22 protein-coding genes are annotated in these 22560 nt (G+C 72.7%); 11 read left to right on the plus strand and 11 right to left on the minus strand.

Going from position 1 to position 22560, the window contains the following annotated elements; translation table 11 throughout:
• Window positions 1-15: 15 nt before the first annotated feature.
• Window positions 16-1536 carry an aldehyde dehydrogenase family protein gene (locus FB467_RS01295; protein WP_141783480.1) on the plus strand — a complete coding sequence of 507 codons (1521 nt, stop codon included), beginning with the start codon at window positions 16-18 and terminating at the stop codon, window positions 1534-1536.
• Between the two features lie 9 nt (window positions 1537-1545).
• On the opposite strand, the gene FB467_RS01300 is transcribed toward FB467_RS01295, so the two are convergent.
• Window positions 1546-2586, minus strand: a complete 1041-nt coding sequence (locus FB467_RS01300) for a DMT family transporter (RefSeq protein WP_141783481.1) — start codon at window positions 2584-2586, stop codon at window positions 1546-1548.
• On the minus strand, window positions 2570-3070 hold the full coding sequence (locus FB467_RS01305; protein ID WP_141783482.1) for a MarR family winged helix-turn-helix transcriptional regulator: 501 nt from the start codon (window positions 3068-3070) through the stop codon (window positions 2570-2572). The genes FB467_RS01300 and FB467_RS01305 overlap by 17 nt, the downstream gene beginning before the upstream one ends.
• A gap of 74 nt (window positions 3071-3144) precedes the next feature.
• On the opposite strand from FB467_RS01305, the gene FB467_RS01310 reads away from it, so the two are divergent.
• Together FB467_RS01310 and FB467_RS01315 are read left to right on the plus strand one after the other, a co-directional pair.
• Window positions 3145-3327, plus strand: coding sequence for a hypothetical protein (locus tag FB467_RS01310; RefSeq protein WP_141783483.1), 183 nt, complete (start codon window positions 3145-3147; stop codon window positions 3325-3327).
• Window positions 3328-3380: 53 nt separating this feature from the next.
• Window positions 3381-4556: an MFS transporter gene (locus FB467_RS01315; protein WP_141783484.1), complete on the plus strand. Its 1176-nt coding sequence runs from the start codon at window positions 3381-3383 to the stop codon at window positions 4554-4556.
• Here FB467_RS01315 and FB467_RS01320 read toward each other — a convergent pair.
• Window positions 4523-6355 (minus strand): GMC oxidoreductase, encoded by a 1833-nt coding sequence (locus FB467_RS01320; RefSeq protein ID WP_141783485.1) that lies wholly within the window; start codon window positions 6353-6355, stop codon window positions 4523-4525. The genes FB467_RS01315 and FB467_RS01320 overlap by 34 nt on opposite strands.
• Window positions 6356-6371: 16 nt before the next feature.
• Entirely contained in the window at window positions 6372-6863 is a 492-nt protein-coding gene (locus FB467_RS01325) for a glutathione peroxidase (protein WP_141783486.1), read from the minus strand.
• A gap of 61 nt (window positions 6864-6924) precedes the next feature.
• Between FB467_RS01325 and FB467_RS01330 the strand changes: the two genes are divergently transcribed.
• Window positions 6925-7947: an ATP-dependent 6-phosphofructokinase gene (locus FB467_RS01330; protein ID WP_141783487.1), complete on the plus strand. Its 1023-nt coding sequence runs from the start codon at window positions 6925-6927 to the stop codon at window positions 7945-7947.
• 6 nt (window positions 7948-7953) lie between these two features.
• Here the strand turns inward: FB467_RS01330 and FB467_RS01335 are convergent, their stop codons facing one another.
• The 3 genes from FB467_RS01335 to FB467_RS01345 form a co-directional block, all read right to left on the minus strand.
• Window positions 7954-8337 carry a DUF952 domain-containing protein gene (locus FB467_RS01335; RefSeq protein ID WP_141783488.1) on the minus strand — a complete coding sequence of 128 codons (384 nt, stop codon included), beginning with the start codon at window positions 8335-8337 and terminating at the stop codon, window positions 7954-7956.
• An 84-nt stretch (window positions 8338-8421) separates the two neighbouring features.
• Window positions 8422-9693 (minus strand): MFS transporter, encoded by a 1272-nt coding sequence (locus FB467_RS01340; RefSeq protein ID WP_141783489.1) that lies wholly within the window; start codon window positions 9691-9693, stop codon window positions 8422-8424.
• Entirely contained in the window at window positions 9690-10229 is a 540-nt protein-coding gene (locus FB467_RS01345) for a MarR family winged helix-turn-helix transcriptional regulator (RefSeq protein WP_211350520.1), read from the minus strand. Before FB467_RS01345 ends, FB467_RS01340 begins: the two co-directional genes overlap by 4 nt.
• Window positions 10230-10318: 89 nt before the next feature.
• Here FB467_RS01345 and ilvA point away from each other — a divergent pair, with 89 nt between their 5' ends.
• The 3 genes from ilvA (at window position 10319) to FB467_RS01360 (ending at window position 12712) form a co-directional block, all read left to right on the plus strand.
• Window positions 10319-11581 (plus strand): threonine ammonia-lyase IlvA, encoded by a 1263-nt coding sequence (gene ilvA / locus FB467_RS01350; RefSeq protein ID WP_141783490.1) that lies wholly within the window; start codon window positions 10319-10321, stop codon window positions 11579-11581.
• A 76-nt stretch (window positions 11582-11657) separates the two neighbouring features.
• A complete protein-coding gene (locus FB467_RS01355) occupies window positions 11658-12038 on the plus strand; it encodes a hypothetical protein (protein ID WP_141783491.1) in 381 nt (126 codons plus the stop codon).
• 14 nt (window positions 12039-12052) lie between these two features.
• A complete protein-coding gene (locus tag FB467_RS01360; RefSeq protein WP_141783492.1) occupies window positions 12053-12712 on the plus strand; it encodes a vWA domain-containing protein in 660 nt (219 codons plus the stop codon).
• A 739-nt stretch (window positions 12713-13451) separates the two neighbouring features.
• Here FB467_RS01360 and FB467_RS01365 read toward each other — a convergent pair.
• The 4 genes from FB467_RS01365 to FB467_RS01380 all read right to left on the minus strand — a co-directional run bounded on the left by FB467_RS01365 (window position 13452) and on the right by FB467_RS01380 (window position 17425).
• Window positions 13452-13883, minus strand: a complete 432-nt coding sequence (locus tag FB467_RS01365) for a hypothetical protein (protein WP_141783493.1) — start codon at window positions 13881-13883, stop codon at window positions 13452-13454.
• Between the two features lie 281 nt (window positions 13884-14164).
• Window positions 14165-14869, minus strand: coding sequence for a M50 family metallopeptidase (locus tag FB467_RS01370; protein WP_141783494.1), 705 nt, complete (start codon window positions 14867-14869; stop codon window positions 14165-14167).
• A 1-nt stretch (window position 14870) separates the two neighbouring features.
• Window positions 14871-16172: a saccharopine dehydrogenase family protein gene (locus FB467_RS01375; RefSeq protein WP_141783495.1), complete on the minus strand. Its 1302-nt coding sequence runs from the start codon at window positions 16170-16172 to the stop codon at window positions 14871-14873.
• A gap of 68 nt (window positions 16173-16240) precedes the next feature.
• Window positions 16241-17425, minus strand: coding sequence for an ROK family transcriptional regulator (locus FB467_RS01380; RefSeq protein ID WP_141786406.1), 1185 nt, complete (start codon window positions 17423-17425; stop codon window positions 16241-16243).
• A gap of 67 nt (window positions 17426-17492) precedes the next feature.
• Between FB467_RS01380 and FB467_RS01385 the strand changes: the two genes are divergently transcribed.
• From FB467_RS01385 to FB467_RS01400, 4 genes are read left to right on the plus strand one after another with little or no spacing between them, the layout of a single operon-like run.
• A complete protein-coding gene (locus FB467_RS01385) occupies window positions 17493-19037 on the plus strand; it encodes a sugar ABC transporter ATP-binding protein (protein WP_228393422.1) in 1545 nt (514 codons plus the stop codon).
• The gene (locus tag FB467_RS01390; RefSeq protein ID WP_141783496.1) at window positions 19034-20059 is read left to right on the plus strand and encodes an ABC transporter permease; all 1026 of its coding nucleotides are present in this window, start codon (window positions 19034-19036) and stop codon (window positions 20057-20059) included. Before FB467_RS01385 ends, FB467_RS01390 begins: the two co-directional genes overlap by 4 nt.
• The gene (locus tag FB467_RS01395; RefSeq protein WP_141783497.1) at window positions 20056-21225 is read left to right on the plus strand and encodes an ABC transporter permease; all 1170 of its coding nucleotides are present in this window, start codon (window positions 20056-20058) and stop codon (window positions 21223-21225) included. The genes FB467_RS01390 and FB467_RS01395 overlap by 4 nt, the downstream gene beginning before the upstream one ends.
• On the plus strand, window positions 21225-22496 hold the full coding sequence (locus tag FB467_RS01400) for a substrate-binding domain-containing protein (protein ID WP_141783498.1): 1272 nt from the start codon (window positions 21225-21227) through the stop codon (window positions 22494-22496). Before FB467_RS01395 ends, FB467_RS01400 begins: the two co-directional genes overlap by 1 nt.
• The last annotated feature ends 64 nt before the right edge of the window (window positions 22497-22560 follow it).

Here is a 22560-nt window from a genome sequence, read left to right on the forward strand (position 1 = left end):
TGACAGGATAGGGACGTGGAGCAGACAGCACGCAGCAGCAGGGTCCTGACCGTCACCAGTCCGCTCACCGGGGAGGTCGTCGGCACCCACCCGGTGTATGCAAAGGAGCAGGTCCGCGCGACCGTCGCCTCGGCCCGGGAGCTGGCTCCGTGGTGGGCCGACCTGGGCTTTTCCGGGCGTCGCGCGGTGCTGGACCGGTGGCGGCACGACATCGCCGACCGGGTGGAGGAGCTGGCCGACCTGGTCCGCCGGGAGACCGGCAAGCCGCACGGCGACGCGGTGCTGGAGATCGGGCTCGCGCTGGAGCACCTGGCGTGGGCCGCCCGGAACGCCCCGCGGGTGTTGGGGCGGCGCCGGGTCCGGGGCACCCTGCTGGCCGCCCACCTGGCGGGCACCGTCGAGTACCACCCGCTCGGGGTGGTCGGCGTGATTGGGCCGTGGAACTACCCGGTCTTCACCCCGCTCGGCTCGATCGGGTATGCCCTGGCCGCCGGCAACACGGTGGTCTTCAAGCCCTCCGAGCTCACCCCCGGGACCGGCCGCTGGCTGGCCGAGAGCTTCGCCCGCGTGGCCGACCACCCGGCGCTCCAGGTGGTCACCGGCGCCGGGGATACCGGCGCGGCGCTCTGCCGGGCGGGCGTGGACAAGGTGGCGTTCACCGGCTCCACGGCGACCGGCAAGAAGGTGATGGCCGGCTGCGCCGAGACGCTGACCCCGGTCACCATCGAGGCCGGCGGCAAGGACGCGCTGATCGTCGACGAGGACGCCGACGTGCCGGCCGCAGCACGCGCCGCCGTGTGGGGGGCGATGAGCAACGCCGGCCAGACCTGCATCGGCATCGAGCGGGTCTTCGCGCACACCGCGGTCTACGACGAGGTGGTGGCCGAGGTCGCCCGGGCGGCCGCCGAGCTGCGCGCGGGGGCCGACGGTGCCGCCGACCTCGGGCCGATCACCCTCCCCGGACAGACCAGCATCATCGGCGACCAGGTCGGCGAGGCGCTCGCCTCCGGCGCCCGAGCGGTCGTGGGCGGCGAGCGGTCGGTGCCGGAGCGGTCCCCGTTCGCCGACGGCGTCGGGTCCGTGGTCCAGCCGGTCGTCCTGGTCGACTCCCCGCGGCGGGCCACGGTCCAGACGGAGGAGACCTTCGGACCGGTCCTGACGATCGACCGGGTGGAGGACATGGACGAGGCGGTCGCGCGGACCAACGCCACGGCATACGGCCTGGGGTCCGCGGTCTTCTCCCGGCGGCGCGGGATGGAGCTGGCGGCCCGGCTGCGCACCGGCATGACCGCGGTCAACAACGTCACCGGCTTCACCGGCATCCCCGCGCTGCCGTTCGGGGGTGTCGACGGCTCCGGCTTCGGCCGGATCCACGGCGCGGACGGCCTGCGCGAGTTCTGCTATGCCAAGTCGATCGCCCGGCAGCGGTTCACCCCGCCGGTCGAGCTGACCGCCTTCGACCGGGAGCGCGCCGACGCCGTCTTCCGCCGTGCCATCCGGGTGGTGCACGGCAGCCGGCCCTGGCGGCGCGGCTGAGGCGACCCGTCAGGCGGGCGGGAGACCCCGCCGACCGGCCACCCGGCGACGGGTCAGCAGGGCGATGCCGACCCCGAGCAGGACCAGGGTCGTCGCCAGGTGGGTGGTCCAGGGGACGGCGCCGGCCCCGGCCACCGCGAGGGCCCACGCGGTGGCCATCTGCCCCGCGATGGTGCACAGCATCAGCACCAGGACCCCGTGGACACGCACCAGGGCGGCCGACAGGGCGATGAACGAGATGCCGAGCGGCCCGCCGGTGTAGAGCCACCACTGGTCGGGCCAGCCGGCGAACTCGCCCGGCAGCAGCAGCGCGACCCCGAGCACCACCACCAGGACGACCGATCCGACGGCCGTGTTGAGCCAGGCCGCGACGTACGGGCCGGCCACCGCCCCGACCCGGCCGTTGAGCGCCTGCTGGACCGCGGTGCCGACGCCGGCGACCACGGTGAACACCACCAGCGCCGTCAGCACCGTGCCGGTGGCACCGCCCGGGCCGTCGCCCGCCCCGAGCCCGGCCAGGACGACGGCGACCAGCGCGGTCGCGGCCGCGATCAGCCGGGCCGGCGACAGCGGCTGGCGACCGCCCGGCCCCAGCCCGACCCGGTCGGCCCCGGCACCGCCGGCGGTCTGGCCCAGCACGATCGCCATCGTGAAGACCGCCAGCCCGAGCGGACCCACCGCCACGGCCTGGCTGATCACGAACAGGGCACCGAGGGCCCCGCCCCAGATGAGCCGCCAGGGCAGCACCGGCGTGCCCAGCGACCTGCGGAAGTGCCCGAACCGGCGCCGCTGCCCCGGCATCGAGGCGACCACGAGCGCGGTGAGCACGCACCCCACGCAGAAGGTCATCATCGCGGTGAGGACCGACGACTGCAGGCCGCTGCCCAGCTCCTCGCGCAGCTGCCCGTTGACGTGGGACTGCACGGCCACGATCACGCCGACCAGCAACATCCCGGGCACCGCGAGGACCCGCAACCACCGGGGCGCCTCGTGGGTGCTCGACGGCGAGTGCGACCCGCGCGCGGGGGTGGCGCTATCCGTCAGCGACAACGTCGCCCCCGTCGTCCCCGGCCCGGGGGGCGCTGGCCGCGGCGATCACGGTGGTCAGCTGCTCCCGCAGGGAGACCAGCTCGTCCGGCTCCAGCCCCAGCCGGGACAGCACGGCGGCCGGCACCCCGAGCGCGTCCTCGCGCAGCGCCCGGCCCTCCGGGGTGAGCGTCACGGCGAGGCTCCGCTCGTCGTCGGGCCGGCGGGCCCGGCGCACCAGGCCCGCGGCGTCGAGGCGCTTGAGCAGCGGGGACAGCGTGCCGGGGTCCACGTGCAGCCGGGCGCTGAGGTCGCGCACCGAGATGGACTCGTGCTCCCACAGCGCCAGCATCACCAGGTACTGCGGGTGGGTCAGCCCCAGCGGTTCCAGGAGCGGCTTGTAGACGGCCACCACGGAGCGGGCGGCCACCGAGAGCGCGAAGCAGACCTGCTCCTCCAGCACCAGGGCGCCGGGGCCGGTCGGCGCGGGGGTGGTGTTGGACGACATGATCGTGAATGTACCATTGATTGGGACACCTACGATTTGTGCCCCAACAGTCAACCCCTGAGGAGAGCAGCACCGTGGAACCCGCCCTGGACCCCATCTGGATGGGCCCCATCATGATCGGCTTCGTCGGCGTGTGGGCCGGTATCTCGATGATGATCCTGAAGGACCGCACCATCGATGGACAGCCGGCCGAGACCCCCGCCCGGAACCAGCCGGGCGCGCACCGTTCCCGCGAGAAGCAGCCGGCCGGCCGCTGACTCCCCGCCCGCCGGGCCGCCGCCAGGTCGACCACCGACTAGGTTGGTCGGTCGTGACCGACCAACCGCCGCCGACCCGTCCGCCGGGCCCGGTGGCGGCGGCCTCCTTCGCGAGCAGCTTCGACCGGTTCGCCGTGTCCCCGCTGCTGGTCCTGGTGGCCACCGACCTCGGCGCGACCCTGGCCCAGGCGCTGGCGGTGGCCAGCGCCTACTTCCTCGCCTACGGGGTGAGCCAGCCGCTGTGGGGTGTGCTGTCCGACCGGTTCGGCCGGGTCCGGCTGATGCGCACCGCCCTGGTGGGCGCCGCCCTGGCCGGGCTGCTGTCCGCCCTGGCCCCGACCCTCGGCCTCCTCGTCGCCGCCCGGGCACTGACCGGCGCGGCCTTCGGCGCGGTCGTGCCCACCTCGCTGACCTACGTCGGGGACACGGTGGACGAGGAACACCGCCAGCCCGCCCTCTCGGACCTGATGGCCGCGATGGCGGTCGGCACCGCCCTGGCCACCGCCGTGGCGGGACTGCTCGGCGACCTGGCCGGCTGGCGGACCGTCTTCGCCCTCCCCGCGGTCTTCGCCCTCGGCTGCTCGGCCGCGCTCCGCTCGGTCCCCGAGCCGCACCGGGAGCCCGGCGGCGGGGCCCTGCGCACCATGCTGGAGAGCGTCCGGCACCGCTGGGTCCTGGTCGTCCTCCTCCTCGCCCTGGCCGAGGGCGCCATCACCCTCGGGGTCCTCACCCTGCTCGCCCCCTCGCTGCAGGCGCAGGGGGCCAGCGCCGGCACGGCCGGGCTGGCGACCGCGGCCTACGGGGCGTCCGTGGTCCTCACCACGCGCCTGGTGCGCGTCCTCACCCGCCGGATCCCGATGACCGGACTGATGGCGGTCGGCGGGAGCGCCGTCGCCATCGGGTATGCCGTGTTGGCGGTCCGCGTCTCCGTCCCCACCGTGCTGGTCGCCGCGGCCCTGATCGGGGTGAGCTGGGCGTTCCTGCACACCTCGCTGCAGACCTGGGCCACGGTCGTGCTGCCCCACGCCCGCGGCACCGTGGTATCCCTGTTCGCCGCCTCCCTGTTCGCCGGCAGCTCACTGGGCACCTGGGCCGCCGGCCCGTGGAGCCAGCACGACCGGTGGGCGCTGCTGTTCGGCGTCGCCGCCGCGTCGGCCGCCCTGCTGACCCTGGTCTCGGTCGGGGCGCGGCGGACCTATCCGGCGCCGGCCGCCCGCTCCGCCCGCTGACCCGGCGCGACGGGCTCGACCAGCCCAACCGGCTCGACCCGCTCGACCGGGGTCACCGGCAGCCGCAACGCACCGGGCGCCGGCCCGGGGACGGCGGGGCGCACCGGCGGGACCGGCCGGGTCACGGCATACGGCTCTCCGGGTTCCGGACGGGGGTCCGGCTCACCCCGGTTGGGCCACAGCGCCATCGCCCGCTCCGCCTGCGCGGTGATCGTCAGCGACGGGTTCACCCCGAGGTTGGCCGACACCGCGGACCCGTCGACCACGTGCAGCCCGGGGTAGCCGTGCACCCGGTGGTAGGGGTCGATCACCCCGTGCGCGGCGTCCTCCCCGATGACGCAGCCGCCCAGGAAGTGCGCGGTCAGCGGTCGGTCGAACTGTTCGCCGATATTGCCTCCCGGACGGCCCCCGACGATCCGGGCGATCCGGCGCACCGCCTCGTTGCCGGCCGGGATCCACGAGGGGTTCGCGGCCCCGTGGCCCTGCCGGGTCCCGAGCACCCACCGCCGGGTGAGGCGGCTGCGCCGCGGGTAGGTCGTCACCGAGTTGTCCAACGACTGCATGACCAGCGCGATCACGGTCCGCTCCGACCAGTGCCGCAGGTCGTAGAGGTCGAGTAGCGCCCGGCGCTGCCGCCACAGCTGGCGCAGCCACTCCTGCCAGCGCGGGCGCCCGGTGTCGCCGTCGGTCAGGACCGTCTGGAGCAGCGACATCGCGTTGCTGCCGTGCCCGTAGCGCACCGGCTCCACGTGGGTCTGCGCGTCGGGGTGGAAGGAGGAGGTGATCGCCACTCCCTCGGAGAAGTCCGGGTGCCCCGGGCCGCTCCCGGCCGGCCGCATGGCGCCGATGATCGACTCGGAGTTGGTGCGGGACAGCTCCCCCAGCCGCGCTGAGAGGTCGGGGAGGTCGCCGGTCCGTTTCATCGTGTGCAACAACCGCTGGGTGCCCAGGGCCGACGCCGCGAGCACCACCTGGTCGGCCCGCAGCACCCGCGTCCCGCGCCGGAGCGGCCGGGTGTCCCGCACGGTGACCTGGTAGCCGGTGGCCGTCGGTCGCACCCGGGTGACCGTGGTCAACGGCCGCACCTGCGCCCCGAGGCCCTCCGCGAGGTGCAGGTAGTTCTTCACCAGGGTGTTCTTGGCGTTGTGCCGGCACCCGGTCATGCACTCCCCGCACTGCCGGCAGGCCGCCCGCGAGGGCCCCGCCCCGCCGAAGTAGGGATCGGGGACGGTCTCCCCCGGTGCCGCGCCGGCGGGCCCGAAGCACACGCCCACCGGCGCCGCGCGGAAGGTGTCGCCGACCCCCATCTCCCCCGCCACCTGCTGCAGCACCACGTCGGCCGGCGTATGCCGTGGGTTGGGGACGACCCCGAGCATCCGGGCGGCCTGGTCGTAGTAGGGCGCGAGCTCGGACCGCCAGTCGGTGATGTGCCGCCACTGCGGGTCGTCGTAGAACTCCTGGAGCGGCTCGTAGAGGGTGTTGGCGTAGACGAGCGACCCGCCTCCGACCCCCGCCCCGGACAGCACCATGACGTCGTCCAGGACATCGATCCGCTGGATGCCGTAGCAGCCCAGCCCCGGGCGGAACAGGTAGCGCCGCAGGTCGAAGGAGGTCCTGGCGAAGTCCTCGTCCGCGAACCGCGCGCCGGCCTCCAGCACCAGCACCCGGTAGCCCTTCTCGGCCAGCCGCAACGCTGCCACCGACCCGCCGAAGCCCGAGCCGACGACGATGACGTCGGCGTCGTTCCCGCTGTCCGTGCCGGTGTCCGGGTCGCGCTCCGGGCTCTCCCGCGGGGCCATTGGGCCGAGGCCGGGCCTACGCGGCCGGCAGGTGGGACTCGATCGCGTCGAGGACCGCCCGGTCCTCCGGCTCCGTGCGCGGACGGAACCGGCCCACCACCTCACCGGCCGGGCTCACCAGGAACTTCTCGAAGTTCCACTGGACGTCCCCCGCCTCACCGGAGGCGTCCGCGGCGGCGGTCAGCTCGGCATACAGCGGGTGCCGCCCCTCACCGTTCACCTCGACCTTGTCCATCATCGGGAAGGTCACCCCGTAGGTGGTCGTGCAGAACGTCTTGATCTCCTCGTTGCTGCCCGGCTCCTGCCCCTTGAACTGGTTGCAGGGGAACCCGACGACGGTCAGGCCGCGGTCGGCATACGTCTGCTGGAGCCGCTCGAGCCCGGCGTACTGGGGGGTCATGCCGCACCGGGAGGCGACGTTGACCAGCAGCAGGAGGCGTCCGTCGTAGGCGGCCAGCGAGGTCGGCTGCCCGTCGAGGTCGGTCAGGGGGATGTCGTGGATGCTCACGGGCGAAGCCTACGACGGGCCGTATTTCCGGTTCGGGCCCACACCGACCAGACTTGACCCCGTGAAGATCGGCATCCTGACCAGTGGCGGCGACTGTCCCGGCCTCAACGCGGTGATCCGCGGGGCGGTCATCAAGGGCGACTCCATCTACGGCCACGAGTTCCTCGGCATCAAGGACGGCTTCAAGGGCCTGGTGCTGGACAAGATCTCCAAGCTGCCGCGCAAGCAGGTGCGCGGGCTGGCTAAGCAGGGCGGGACCATCCTGGGCACCTCCCGGATCGGGCCGTTCGAGCACGGCGGCAGCGAACGGGTCAAGGAGGTGATGGCCAAGCACGGGATGGACGCGGTCATCGCGATCGGCGGGGAGGGCACCCTCACGGTGGCCCGGATGCTGCACGAGGACGGGATCCCGATCGTCGGGGTGCCCAAGACCATCGACAACGACCTGTCCGCGACCGACTACACCTTCGGGTTCGACACCGCCGTCTCGATCGCCACCGAGTCCATCGACCGGCTGCGCACCACCGCCGAGTCGCACCACCGGTGCATGGTGGTGGAGGTGATGGGCCGGCACGTCGGGTGGATCGCGCTGCACGCCGGCCTGGCCTCCGGCGCCCACGCCGTCCTGATCCCCGAGGTGCCGGTCACCATCGAGCAGATCGCCGGCTGGGTGAAGGCCACGGTGACCCGTGGCCGCGCCCCGGTCGTCTGCGTGGCGGAGGGCTTCACCCTCAAGGGCGACCAGGACGTCGTGGCCAAGGGCGGCGTCGACGGTATGGGACGGCCCCGACTCGGCGGTATCGGTGAGCAGCTCACCCCGCTCATCGAGGAACTCACCGGCATCGAGACCCGGTGCACCACCCTGGGCCACCTGCAGCGCGGCGGCGTCCCCACGGCCTACGACCGCGTGCTGGCCACCCGCTTCGGGATCGCCGCGGTCGACGCGGTCACGAAGAAGAAGTGGGGCACGATGGTCGCCCTGCGCGGCACGGACATCCAGTCGGTGCACCTCAGCGACGCCACCCACGAGGTGAAGTCCGTCCCGTACGCGCGCTGGGAGGAAGCCGCGATCCTGTTCGGCTGAGCCCGGTCAGTCGGCGGGTCGCTGCGCGACGGTGAGTATGCCGTCCCGCACGCTCGCCGCGCGGGTGCCGGTGGCCGCCGTCACCGGGATCGGCCCGTAGACGTGCGGGAACAGCGGGGAGGCAGGGTCGTCCGGGTTGCCGGGCTCGTCCCGCACCGGCGATCCCGCCCGCTCGAGGAGCTCCCGGTCCAGTTCCAGCACGATGTAGTCGCCCGTGGCCGCCGCGTCGGAGTAGAACCGGGCGACCACCCCCGGCAGCTGCTCGGGGTAGCAGCAGTGCACGAACCCGATGCTGGCCAGGGAGGCGCCGCGGGTCGACCGTTCGTAGCTGCCGCGTTCCCGGGCCCGCGCCCAGTGGGCTGGCTCGGCCAGGTGCCACAGCGTCGTCATACCGGGGACGCTACCGGGCCGGGCCAGACCCTCGTCGAGTCACGGGTGGTCCGGTCCTGGTCGGTCAGGGTGGTGAGGTCCTCGTCAGTCACGGGTGGCGGACAGTCCGGCGGGCTCGGGCTCCAGGTCGGTCAGCGTGAACCGGCGCAGCCGCGGGTTGGTTGCGGCGACCGTGAGGACTCCGACGACACAGAGCAGGCCGCCGCTCACCAGGGCGAAGGGTGCCGAGGTCACCCCGGCGACCAGGCCGCCCCGGAAGTTGCCGAGGTTCGGACCACCGGCCCCGATGACGTGCTCGACGGAGGAGACCCGTCCCAGGTGGGTGTCGGGCGTGGCCAGCTGGATCGTGGCACCCCGGGAGGTGACCGACACGGTGTCGGCCGCACCCGCGACCGCCAGGCAGGCCAGGGCCAGCCAGAGCGGTCCGGCAAGGCCGAACCCGGCCAGCGCCACACCCCAGACCGAGGCCGCCCCGAGCTGCACCGCGCCGAGCCGGCGGGCGCGCGTGGTGAGCCCGGAGAACACGCTGGCCAGCACCCCGCCGACGGCGACGGCCGACAGGAAGTAGCCCAGCGTGCGCGGGTCGCCGCCGAACCGGATCTCGTTGATCATCGGGAACAGCGAGATCGGCATCGCGAGCAACGTGGCGATCAGGTCGGTGACGCAGGAGCCGTGCAGCACGGGGCGCCGGGCGATCAGCCGCAACCCGTCGGCGATGGCCCGCACCCCGCGGGGCTGGCCCGACACGTTCCCCAGCGGGGGCAGCGGCGGCAGGCCCAGCACCCCGAACAGTCCCGCGCACACCGCCACCACGTCGACGAGGTAGCAGACGGTCAGGCCCCACTCGGCGATGACGATGCCGCCTAGCGCGGGGCCGACGAGCATCGCCAGCTGGAAGGACAGGAGCTGCAGGGCGATCCCGGCGGCCACCTGGTCGCGCGGGAGCAGCCGGGTCGGGAAGGTGCGCCGGGCCGGGGCGCCGAGGGCGCTGCAGGCGGCCGACACCGCCACCAGGCCCAGCAGGAGCGGCAGGTTGTCCAGGTCGGCCAGCGCCTGACCCGCCAGGCCGAGCACCGCGGTGATCTGCCCCACCGTGGTCCAGAGCACCAGGGTCCGCCGGTCCATCTGGTCGGCGAGGGTCCCGCCCCAGAGGCCGCACAGGATCATCGGCACGGCCTGGGCCAGGCCGATCGCCCCGGTCCAGAAGGGGCTGTGCGTCATCTCCCAGACCTGGAAGAGGACGGCGACCATGGTGATCTGGGCGCCCACCGCCGAGAGCGAGCTGCCCAACCAGAAGCGGGTGAACGCCGCGCTGCTGCCGAGCGGCCGGAGGTCGATCAGCCCGATCCGGCTCATGTCGTCGGGCCTTCCGGGCCGCTGGACCCCGCCGTGGCGTCCCGACCGGCACGGGGTCCAGGGTGGTCCAGCCGGGCGGCGATCCGCTCGGTGAAGCTGCGCTCGGCGAGGCGCTCCCGGAGCGCGGCGACGAACTCGGCCAGGCCGACCGCCAGCTCGGCGTCCAGCTCGGCGGCGGCCCCCTCCGTGGCGCGCCACTCGGCCTCCAGGAAGGGGACGAGCCCGCGTCCCTTCGCGGTGAGGACCACGACCCGGGTCCGCGCGTCCGGACCGGGACTGGTGTCGACCAGACCCTCCCTCCGCATCGCCGTGACCGTCTGGCTGACCGCGGAGTGGGTCATCTCCAGGCTCTCGGCTAGGTCGCGGATGGTGAGCGGGCCGGTGTGCGCCAGCCGAATCAGCGGGTAGGCGAAGCGCGGACGGACCCCCACGACCTCGCGCTCGGCGTAGACCTGCGCGATGGACTCCTCCATCTCCTGCTGCACCGCCCGCAGCGGTCGCCAGTAGCTGTCGTAGGTCGGGTCCGCATTTGTCACAGCGCTAATATAACAGCACTCCTACATTTTCACCGGGCAGCGCGGTCGCGCTGTTTCGGCGCAGACTCCGGGCCGTGGGAGTCTGGACCATGCCCGTTTCGACACCCACGGTCACCGCCCAGGACGTCGACGCCGCCGCCCAGCGGCTCGCCGGCCTGGTCAGCATGACGCCCCTGACCCGCAGCCACCGGCTCTCCGAGGCCACGGGGGCCAAGGTCCTGCTCAAGCGCGAGGACCTGCAGCCGGTCCGCTCCTACAAGAACCGCGGCGCGATCAACCTCATCTCGCAGCTGCCGCCGGAGGACCACGGCAAGGGCGTGGTGTGCGCCAGCGCGGGTAACCACGCGCAGGGCGTCGCCTTCGGCTGCGCCGCCCTGGAGGTGCCGGCCCGGGTCTTCCTGCCCCGCACCACGCCCCGCCAGAAGCGGGACCGGGTGGCCGAGATCGGTGGGGAGTTCGTGGAGGTCATCGTCGGGGGAGCCACCTACGACGAGGCCGCGGCGGCCGCGCTCGAGGACTCCCGCCGGACAGGCGCCACCCTGATCCCCGCCTTCGACCACCCGATGACCATCGCCGGCCAGGGCACCGTCGCCCGCGAGGTGGTCGGGGTCCTGGGTCACGCCCCCGACGTGCTCGTGGTGCCGGTCGGCGGCGGCGGGCTGCTCGCCGGGGCCCTGACCTGGTTGCGGGCCCAGCCCGACGGGGACCGGACCCGGGTCGTCGGTGTCGAACCCGCCGGGGCAGCCAGCATGGCGGCGGCGCTCGCTGCGGGCGAACCGGTCACCCTGTCCGAGGTCGACCCGTTCGTCGACGGTGCGGCGGTCAAGCGCGCCGGGGACACCACCTTCCCCCTCGTCCGGGACGGCCGCGCCGAGCTCGTCGCCATCCCCGAGGGACGCGTCTGCCAGGAGATGCTGGCGCTCTACCAGACCGAGGGGATCGTGGCCGAGCCCGCCGGCGCGCTCGCCGCCTCGGCCCTGGACTCGCTCGACCTGCAGGAGGGCCAGACGGTCGTCGCGGTACTCTCCGGCGGCAACAACGACGTGCTGCGCTACCCGGAGGTCGTGGAGCGGGCCCTGGTCCACGAGGGCCGCAAGCACTACTTCCTGGTCAACTTCCCGCAGGAGCCCGGCGCGCTCCGCCGGTTCCTGGACGAGGTGCTCGGCCCCGACGACGACATCGCGCTGTTCGAGTACGCAAAGCGCAGCAACCGGGAGACGGGCCCGGCACTGGTCGGGATCGAACTCGGGTCGGCGGACGATCTGGAGCCCCTGCTGCGGCGGATGTCCCAGTCCTCCATCACGGTCGAGCGGATCCCGCCGGACAGCCCACTGTTCCGCTTCATCCTGTAAGGCTCCTTCTCCACCTGTGCAGATTCTGCTTGTGTGCAATTCTTGCACATGTGCAGAAATTGTGCGACGCTGGAGCATGTCCAAAGACCAACTCACCGCGCAGGTGGACGAGGCGCTGGAGCACCTCCGGCAGACGAAGGATGCGATCGGACGCGGGTTCGACGCGTTGCAGCTCCTGGGCCACCTGCGGGCGGCCCAGGAGCGTGTCGATGCAGCCGTGGAGGAGGCGATGGCGGCCTCCGTCCTGGCCGGCCACTCGGTCCGCTCCGTGGCGGAGGTGACCGGCCTGGCCCCGGGGAGCATCCCGCCCAGGTTGGCCCGGGCCCAGCCGTTCGCCGGCTACACCGACCCGCGGGGGCGGGTCGGAGCGCCGGAGATCGCCCGCGCCCGCCACGACCACACCACCGGCACGCCACTGACGTTCGTCCCACGACGACGCAGCGACGGCCCCACCTAGGAGGAGGAGTCACCATGACCGACCCGAACTACACCCACCTCGCCTTCCTGCTCGACCGGTCCGGGTCGATGCAGGCCATCAAGCAGGACACCGAGGGCGGGTTCGACGCCTTCATCCGGAGCCAGGCGGAACAGGCCGGCCGGTGCACCGTCACGCTCGCCCAGTTCGACACGGACTACGAGGTGGTCTACTCCGGCATCGACATCGCCGAGGTCGCCCCGCTGGACCTGCGACCGCGCGGCACCACCGCCCTGCTGGACTCCATCGGCAGGCTCGTGCAGGAGACCGGCGCCTGGCTGGCCGCCCTCCCGGAGGAGTCGCGCCCCGGCAGCGTGCTCGTCGGGATCATGACCGACGGCCTCGAGAACGCCAGCCGGGAGTGGACCCGCCCGGCCGTCAAGGCCCTGATCGAGAGCCAGGAGCGCGACTACGCCTGGACGTTCAGCTATCTGGGCGCCAACCAGGACGCTGTCGAGGTCGGCGCGTCCATGGGCGTCGACCCGTCCCGCGCGATGACCTACGCCGGCGAGCACGTGGGCGCGGCGATGGACGCCTACGCGATGAGCACCAACCGGCTGCGCCGGACCATGGCGGCTGGCCAGGACGTTCAGGCTGCACGCGCCGCCGCGGCGTTGACCGACGAGGAGCGGCGCCGCGCCGTCGGTAGGGTCTGAGCCCGCCCACGAACCGACCTGCGGCCGCACGGACACCCAGGAGTATCCCCAGTTGGAGCGGCTCGTTGTTGGTGAGGGACCGCCGCTGAGATGCCCGCCCGCCACGGGCACCCGCCTTCACTCCTCCTGATAGTCGAAGATCTCAGGCTCTGCTTCGCAGCCCTGCTCGTCCGGCTCCAGCCGGGCTCCCATGGGTCGATGAGCTGGTAGGCGTCTCCATCGACCTCGTAGTCGTAGATCAAGTAGGGAATATGCACCGGCCCTCCCGTGGCGTCCGCCTCGAAGCCCACCAGCGGGTTCAGGGCCTTGCCGGGACCGATCACGACCGGAAACTCCAGCGGCACGACCTTCGGTTCGCGTCCGTTGTTTGGGGAGGGATGGGGCGGCCATTCGTCCCAGTAGCCCCGGGTGTCACCTTCAAGGTCAGGTCGCACCCACTGGCCATACTGACCGAGGAGCTTGTCATCGCCGACCACGTACTCGTCGATCCGCACGCCGGTCCAGGTGACGGGACTGTCGAGGCGGTTGATGAAGACGTGCGCGCCGAAGTGCCCCTTCATCCTGCCGGTCTCGACCCAACACACGTCCTCGCCGCCGGGGCGGCCCCACCCCTGGCCGTCCACGGCCAGCGGCCCGGAACTCTCCGGCCAGGGGTAGGACTCTCCTCCCGTGCAGCCAGCAGCACCAGACACGGCTACCAGCACAACAGCGAGGGAAACAGGGCTACGACGAGTCGCGATCACTCCGCCGGCTTAACGACGAGTTGCCCGAAGTGGGTCCCTGCTTGCGGGATTGCCTTCGTTCCGCACGCCCGATGCTTGCCCATGCCGGATTTCAGCGTGAGCTTTGTAGACGAGGTATATCCGGTCCGAGAGGAAAGGCTGATACCGACCACTGAAGTGAGATCGACACCGTTCCTCCACGTCTGGGCCTTCTGACTCGATGCTTCCCAGGTTGCCGTGCCTGTCCGCGGGGTGCACTTGGTGGCGCTAGGCGCGCTGGGCTGGTAGTACTTGTCACCGGCCGTCGGGCTCTTGGGCTCCCACTGATACACGGTCTTGTAGCAGTATCCTTCCTCGAGGCCGCAGTACTGGATGCGGACCTTGTCATACCGCCACTGTTGCTGGTAGCCACGGCGACGGACACCATTCTCGTTGTTCCAGTCGGTCACTGACGTTGCGCTTCTCGTCGAAGTCGAGGTCTGCTTGAACGTTTCTGTCAAGAGCTTCATACTCCTTCTTTTTACTTGCACTTTTGGTGGTTTCTGCTGCTCCCAGGAGTGGGATATGGCTGCATGAATGAGTAACTCGTCGGCTGCACTTGGCGGGACCCCCAGGTGTCCCTTGACACCGAGGTCCGGGCGTGCCGGTCCCGCACGAGCGCAGACCGATGGCTCGGATCTCCGGCCGACGCCCTGGGGCAGGCCAGGCTCGCGCAGGGTGACCCGCGATGTCAGCCTGCGGTGAGCAGCAACCACGCCCCGGCGGCCGCAGCGCCCGTCGTGAGGACCGCGAACAGCCCGACCCAGAGCACCCCCGGCACGCCGGTGAGCTCGGCCAACTGGTCGGCGTCGGAGGTGCGTGCCCGCCCACCACGTCGCTGCCGGGCCAGCTCCACCACCGACCGCGGGGCGGCGAGCAGGAGCCCCCAGACGATCAGGTAGCCGATCCACCCGAGCACGCCGGGCGGCAGCAGCCAGCTGAGCGCGCCCACGCCGCCACCGAGCACGAGGACGACCCACAACCCGTAGAGGTTGCGGATCAGCACCAGCATCAGTGCGCACGAGGCGACGATCAGCCAGAGCAGCCCGACCGCATACCCCCGGGTCAGCAGCCAGGCAGAGCCGAGGGCGAAGACCGCGGGAGCGGGGTAGCCGGCCAGCAGGGTCGCCACCATGCCCGGACCGCGCGGCCGGCCGCGGGAGACCGTGACACCCGAGGTGTCGGCGTGCAGCCGGATCCCGGTAAGCCGCCGACCCGAGAGCACCGCCACCAGCGCGTGACCCGCCTCGTGGACCACGGTCACCAGGTGCCGGACCAAGCGGTAACCCACGGGCGACCCGACGACCACTAGGGCAACCACCCCGAGGGCGACGACGAGGGCGGTGTCCGGCACCGGCTGGGTGGACGTCGCCGCCCCCCAGATCTCGCGAAACACGTCAGCCCGCGGGCAGCGGTCGGGTGGTCAGCGTGAAGCCGCGACTGCGCAGGCGATCCACCAGGAAGGGACCCAGCGCGGTCGCGGGGGTGAGCACCCCGGCGCCACTGCCCTCCCCGGCCGCGAGCGCCAGTGCCGCCTGCCCGAACATCACCGCCGTGCCGTCGTACCCGGGGTCCAGGTCGGCGCCGACGACGGTCTCGTACCGTGCCCCGGACTCCGTCCCGGCGACGATCTCCATGGTGAAGGCGCCCCGGGCCCGCTGCTCGGGCGACGGGCCGTCGCCGGGTGCCGGGAGGAACCGGTCGAGGACCGCGCGGGTGGGTCCGAACGAGAGCCCGGTCCCGACCCCTGCCAGCGCGCCGACCATGGCCACGGCGCGGGCCGCTCCCCCTGCCCCGGCGCCGACGTCGTGCAGCTCCCGGTAGCGGAATCCCGCGCCGTAGCCGGCCAGCGCGTGCGACCGGCGCACGAGTGGTGCGTTGAACCCGCCCATCACGAAGGGCACCCGCCACCGGCCCGTGTCCGGGTCGACCCGCACCGGCCCCAGGCCCCGGGTAGCCCGCCGCGGCGCCCGCGCCGCGTCCTCGCCCGGGCGCCGCACGCCACCCTCGTGCGGGCGCCGCACGCCCGGCGCGGGACGACCCGGGCCGGACAGGGCCTCCGGGTCGGCGACGACCCGGCGCGCCGAGGCCTCGGCGCGCACGGCGATCATCTGTTGCCGCATCGAGTCGATGGTCCCGCCGGAGAAGCCGCCCCGCATCCGCCGCACGGTGAGCACGGTGTCGGTCAGTCCGCCCGCCCCGTCCTGCGCCGCCTGCCGGGCGGTCAGCCAGACGCCCAGGTCGGAGGGGACCGAGTCGAAGCCACATGCGTGCACAATCCGGGCCCCGGACTCCCGGGCCAGGTCGTGCAACTCCTCGACGCTGCGGTGTACGAACAGCAGCTCACCGGTCAGGTCGGCGTAGTGGGTGCCGGCCCTGGCACACGCGCGGGCTAGCGGGAGCCCACGGACGGCATACGGCCCGACGGTCGTGGCCACCGCCACGGTGCGGGCGGCGAGGTCCGCCACGGCGCGTGGGTCGGTGGCCTCCACCTCGAGCAGCGGCCAGGTCCCCGCCCGGCCGGGCAGCCGCGCGCGCAGGCGCTCCAGCCGTTCGGCCGACCGTCCGGCGAGTGCGATCCGCAGGCGGGCCGGAGCCGCCTGCGCCAGGTGCGCCGCGGTCAGCTGCCCGACGAAGCCGGTGGCCCCGAGCAGGACCAGGTCGAACTCGCGGTCGGGCCGCGCAGCGGGTGGGTGCATGGCGCCATCGTGGCACTCCCACCTGTGGAAGTCCCGACCCGGGAGAAACGACCCCCAGCGGCCCGCTCCTAGGAGATCTGGGAGGCGGCGACCTCGATCGCCTCGGGGGACAGGACGTGGCCGATCGCCATGGTCGCGGCGCCGAGGACACCGGCCTGGGCGCCGGCGACCGAGGCGACGATCCGCAGGTGCTCGGTGGCCAGCGGCAGCGAGCGCTGGTAGACGACCTCCCGGATCCCCGCGATCAGGTGCTCCCCGGCGTCGGCCAGCCGCCCGCCGATGACGACGACCGAGGGGTTGATCAGGTTCACCATCGTGGCCACGACCTCCCCGAGGTCGCGCCCGGCCTGCCGGACCTGCTGGATCGCGGCGAGTTCCCCGGAGCGCACCAGGTCGACCACGTCCTGGCCGCTGCGCGCGGGGACGCCGGCGCCGGTGAGCCGGGCGGCCAGCGCGGGCCCGGCCGCGACCGCCTCCAGGCAGCCCTCGTTGCCGCACCGGCAGGGCACGCCGGTGCCGCTGCTCACCCGCACGTGCCCGAGGTCGCCCGCCGTGCCCTGCGCACCCCGTTGCAGCCGGCCGCCGGTGATGATGCCGGCGCCGATGCCGGTCGCCACCTTGATGAAGACGAGGTCGTCGACGTCGGGCAGGTGGGTCTGCTGCTCGCCGAGCGCCATGATGTTGACGTCGTTGTCGATCAGCACCGGGACGGCGAAGGTCCGCTGCACCGTCGCGGGGACGTCGTGGCGGTCCCAGCCCGGCATGATCGGCGGGTTGATCGGCCGCCCGGAGGAGTGCTCGACGGGGCCGGGCAACCCGATCCCGATCGCGGCCAGGTCCCGGTGCGGTCGACCCGCCCCGTCCAGCAGCCGCTCGACGGTGGCCGTCGCCCAGCCGAGGACGACCTCCGGCCCCTGCGCGATGTCCAGGTCCTCGCGCAGCTCGCCCAGGATGGCGCCGGAGAGGTCGGCGAGGACGGCCACCGCGTGCGTGGCGCCGATGTCAATCCCGGCGACCACCCGGGCCGCCGGGTTCAGCGCGAACAGCGAGGGCGGGCGTCCCCCGGTGGAGCGGGCGTCCCCGTAGGGCGCGACCAGGCCGAGGCGCATCAACACCTCGACCCGGGCGGCGATCGTCGAGCGGGCCAGGCCGGTGGCCTCGGCCAGCTGCGCCCGGGTGCGGGGCCGCCCGTCCCGGAGCAGCTCGAAGACATCGCTGGTGCGCACCAGGGCAGTGAACCACGAAGACTTCATCACGTCTAGCAATCAACTTTTGATTGCCTCTCGACAAAAGGCTGTGACCCATGCCATAGTCCGGACTGTGTCGTCCACCGTCGTGCCCACCGCCTCAGCGACCCCCGTGCCGGGGCCGTCCGTGCCCCTGCTGCGGGCCACCGGGGTGACGAAGCGCTTCTTCGGTCACGCGGTGCTGCGGGACGTCGACCTCGAGCTCTACCCGGGCCAGGTGCACGGCCTCGTCGGCGAGAACGGCGCCGGCAAGTCCACCCTCATGAAGGTCCTCGCGGGCGTGCACGAGCCGGACGGGGGCACCGTCGAGATCGCCGGTGAGCAGGTCCGGTTCAGCCACCCGGTGCAGGCCCAGCAGGCCGGGCTGTCCACCGTCTTCCAGGAGTTCAACCTGCTCCCGGACCGGACCGTCGCGGAGAACATCTACCTGGGCCGCGAGCCCCGGTCGCGCGGCCTGGTGGACACCGCGCGGATGCAGCACGACGCCGCCGAGCTGCTCACCGGCCTCGGCGTCACCGGCCTCGCCCCGACCCGGGTGGTGCGCTCGCTGTCCGTGGCCGAGCAGCAGATCGTGGAGATCGCCAAGGCGGTCAGCTACGACGCGCGGATCATCTCGATGGACGAGCCGACCGCCGCCCTCGCCGACCACGAGGTCGAGCTGCTCTACGCGATCATCCGGCGGCTGCTGGCCCGGGACGTCGCGATCCTCTACGTCTCCCACCGGCTGAAGGAGATCTTCGACCTCTGCGACACGATCACCGTGCTCAAGGACGGCGCGCTGGTCAGGACCGCCCCGGCCGCCGACCTCGACGACGCGTCCCTGGTCCGGCTGATGGTCGGCCGCTCCATCTCCTCCTTCTTCCCCGACCCGGTCCCCGGGACCGAGGTGGGTGAGGAGCTGGTCACCCTCACCGGTGCGGGCAACGGGTATGTCGACGGCATCGACCTGACGCTGCGCGCCGGGGAGATCGTGGGCCTGGCCGGGCTCCAGGGATCCGGGCGCACCGAGGTGCTCGAGGGCATCTTCGGGGTCACGCCGTTCACCCGCGGCACGCTGCAGCTGGGGGGCAAGCCGGCCCGGATCGGCTCACCCCGACAGGCGATCCGGCGGGGCCTGGCGCTGGTGACCGAGGACCGCAAGGCCAAGGGACTCTCGCTGAACCAGTCGATCCTGGACAACGCGCTGGGCGTGGTCCGCGCGACCTTCCCGGGCCGGACCGGCACGGCCCGCCGGGCGATGCCCGGGGTGCTCTCCTCGATGCAGGTGGCCGCCCGCGGGATGGACCAGGAGGTCCAGTTCCTCTCCGGGGGCAACCAGCAGAAGGTGGTGCTCGCGCGCTGGCTGAGCACGCACCCACGGGTGGTGCTGATGGACGAGCCCACCCGCGGCATCGACGTCGGCGCCAAGCACAGCATCTACGAGCTGATGCGCGGCCTGGCGGCCGACGGCGTCGGGATCCTGATGGTCTCCAGCGAGCTCCCGGAGGTGATCGGCATGTCGGACCGCATCCTGGTGATGCGCGACGGACGCCTGGCCGGCGAACTCCCGGCAGGCTCCTCCGAGGAGGACGTGCTCAACCTCGCCACGGGTGCCGTCGCGGACGGTGGTGCGGCATGACCGATCGGGTCGGGCGCCGCGGCACGCCCCTCACCTCCACCGTCATCGTCTACCTGGTGCTGGCGCTCGTGCTCGTCCTGGGCGTGGTGCTGACCGCGGCCTCGGGGCGCAACTTCTTCAGCCCCGGCAACATCTCGGCGATCCTCACCGGCACCAGCATCCTGGGGTTCATCGCGATCGGGCAGACGCTGGTCATCCTGGCCGGCAGCCTCGACCTGTCGGTCCCCTACGTGACCAGCCTGAGCAGCCTGGTGGCCGGGGTGCTGATGGCCGGGCAGACCAGCAACATCCTGCTCGGCGTCGTCGTGGCGCTGCTCGTGTCGGCGGCGATCGGGCTGGTCAGCGGCCTGGTGGTGGCGCACTGGCGGGTGCACGGGTTCATCGCCACGCTCGGCATGGGCCTGATCCTGTCCGGCTACCTGGCGACCAACTACAAGGGCACCGCGGGGTCGGCCCCGCGCGACTTCCGGCTGATCGGCGCGACCAACATCGGGCCGGTCCCGGTCTCCACCCTGATCATGCTCGGCTGCGCGGCCCTGGTGATCCTGCTGCTGCGCCGCACCCGGATCGGCCACCACCTGTATGCCGTGGGAGGCAACGTGGAGGTCGCCCGGATGTCCGGGCTGCGGACCGCGACGCCGGTCGTGCTGGCCCACGTGCTCTGCTCGCTGCTCGCCGGCATCGCCGGCCTCCTGCTGCTGGCCCGGCTGTCCGTCGGCAGCCCCACCATCGGCACCCAGGGCGGCTACGACCTGATGTCGATCGCGGCGGTCGTGCTCGGCGGCACCGTCCTCGCCGGGGGCAAGGGCAACATCATGGGCACGCTCGGGGGCGTGGCGATCTTCGCCGTGCTGGACAACGTGATGGGCGTCATGGAGGTCAACCCCTTCCTCAAGGACGTCGTGCGCGGCCTGGTCATCATCGTGGCCGTCGCCGTCTACGCCCGCCGCAACACCGACCGCCGACCGGCCCGGTTCGCCCGCCCGTCGGTGACCGACGCCGCGCTGCAGGAGGCCCGATGAGCACCGCGACGACCCCGGGCCTGGGCACCCCCGGGCTGGACCGGTCCGGCCGGGCACCGCTCGCCGAGCACCAGGGCGGGCTGGGGCGGCGCACGGTGCGCGCCCTCGGCACCCCCGGCGGGGCGGTCTTCGTGCTCGTCCTGGCCCTGCTCGTCGCCGTGATCGTGGCCAACCCCAACTTCGGGGAGCCCGGCTCCCTGATCCGCTTCTTCGGCCGGACCGCACCGATCGCGATCGCCGCGATGGGCCAGTACTTCGTCATCGTCTCCGGCGAGTTCGACCTGTCCATGGGCTCGGTCGTCACCATGCAGGTGGTCATCTCCGGCAATCTGATCGGCCAGGACGAGTCCAAGATCCTGCAGGTCATGGCGCTGATGGTCGGCCTGGGGATCCTGGTCGGCCTGGTCAACGGGTTGGCCACCACGTTGCTGCGGGTGCCCAGCTTCATCGTCACCCTCGGCACCATGCTGGCGCTGTCCGGCCTGGTGCTCTACCTGACCGGCGGGGCGGCGACCGGCAACCCGGTCGACAGCTTCCGGCAGATCGGCCGCGGCGGCATCCGCGACGTGCCGGTCCTGGAGATCATCCCCTACCCGGCGATCATCCTGGTCGTCACGGCGCTGCTCGCGGTCTGGCTGATGCGCCGCCCGTTCGGCCGCACGCTGATCGCGGCCGGCGACAACGCGGAGACCGCGCACCTGTCCGGCACCCGGGTCTGGTGGCTGAAGACCCGCGCCTTCGTGCTGTCCTCGCTGGCCGCCACCGTCGCCGGGATCATTCTCGTCGGGTATGCCGGGGTGCACCCCTCCGTCGGCCGCGGCTACGAGTTCACCGCCATCACCGCCGTCGTGCTGGGTGGCGTCGTCCTCGGCGGTGGGCGCGGGTGGGTGCTGTCGGCCGCGGCCGGCGCGTTCGCCCTCGAGCTGCTCTTCACCCTGCTCAACTTCCTCGGCGTCGCCTCCACCTGGCGGGACACCGTGCAGGGCGTGATCATCATCCTCGCCGTGGCCGCTGCCGGGCGGGCCTGGACCGCCGGACGCCGCCCGAAGCGACCGGTCCCCGACCCCCCTGCCGAACCCGCTCGGCATACCCCCGACTCCCCAGGCACCCCCCGTGCCACCGACCCCACCCCGCCCGCCCCGGGCACCACCACAGGAGAGAACTGATGCGCAGAACGAAGTTGGTCCGCCCCCTGGCGGCCGTTGCGGCGCTCGCGATGCTCGCGGCGTGTTCCACCGACCCGTCCCTGGACGATCCCGAGACCTCCTCCGCCGAGGCGGCAGGCGGCGGGGAGGACGACGCCGGGGACACCGGAGAAGCCGGTGAGGAGGGCGGCGGCGAGGACGAGGGCTCCACCGAGGAGTGGTTCGACCAGGCCGTCTACGACACCCAGTACGAGCAGCGTTCGGCCACCTTCGAGGGCGACCCCGAGCAGCCGTTCCTGCAGTACATCGACGGGCCGATGACCGACACCTCCGAGTTCGCCTCCGACGGCGCCAAGAAGGTCTGCTTCGCCAACGCCTCGATCAGCAACCCGTGGCGCCAGACCGGCTGGATCACCATGAACGAGCAGCTCAAGGCGCTCCAGGAGGCCGGCGTGATCTCCGAGATGGAGACCCGCGACGCCCAGGACGACGACAACACCCAGATCGCCGACATCGACTACTTCATCAGCGAGGGCGACTGCGACGCCTTCGTCATCTCGCCGAACTCGACGGCCGCGATGACCCCGGCGGTGGAGCGTGCCTGTGAGACCGGCAAGCCGGTCGTGGTCTTCGACCGTGGCGTCGAGACCGACTGCGCCACCACCTTCATCCACCCGATCGGTGGCTTCGCGTGGGGCATCGACACCGCCGAGTTCCTGGTCGACAACCTGTCCGAGGGCGACAAGGTCGTGGCGCTGCGGATCCTGCCGGGCGTCGACGTGCTCGAGCACCGGTGGGCCGCCGCGGAGAAGATCTTCGGCGAGAGCGGCATCGAGGCGGTCGACTACTTCACCGGCGCCGACCCCACCGAGATCAAGAAGATCATCTCCGACGAGCTGGCCCGCGGTGACGTGCAGGGCGTGTGGATGGACGCCGGTGACGGTGCCGTCGCCGCCATCGAGGCGTTCGAGGACGCCGGGGCCGACTACCCGGTGATGACCGGGGAGGACGAGATGAGCTTCCTGCGCAAGTGGGAGGACACCGGCCTGACCGGCCTGGCACCGGTCTACTCCAACTTCCAGTGGCGCACCCCGCTGCTGGCGGTCGAGAAGATCTTCGCCGGCGAGGAGGTGCCCACCGAGTGGGTGCTCCCGCAGACGCCGATCACCGAGGACGAGCGCGCCGACTACCTGGCCGCCAACGACGGCATGCCCGACGGGCACTACGCCAAGTTCGGTGGCGAGGACCTGCCCGGCTACCCGCAGGTCTGGCAGGAGCGCACCATCCCCTGACCCGGCCCGGTGCCGGTCCCGTGACGGGGACGGCGGGTCCGCCAACTGGCGGGCGGACCCGCCG

The sequence above is a fragment of the Ornithinicoccus hortensis genome, from assembly GCF_006716185.1.
In the GTDB taxonomy this organism is placed as follows: domain Bacteria; phylum Actinomycetota; class Actinomycetes; order Actinomycetales; family Dermatophilaceae; genus Ornithinicoccus; species Ornithinicoccus hortensis.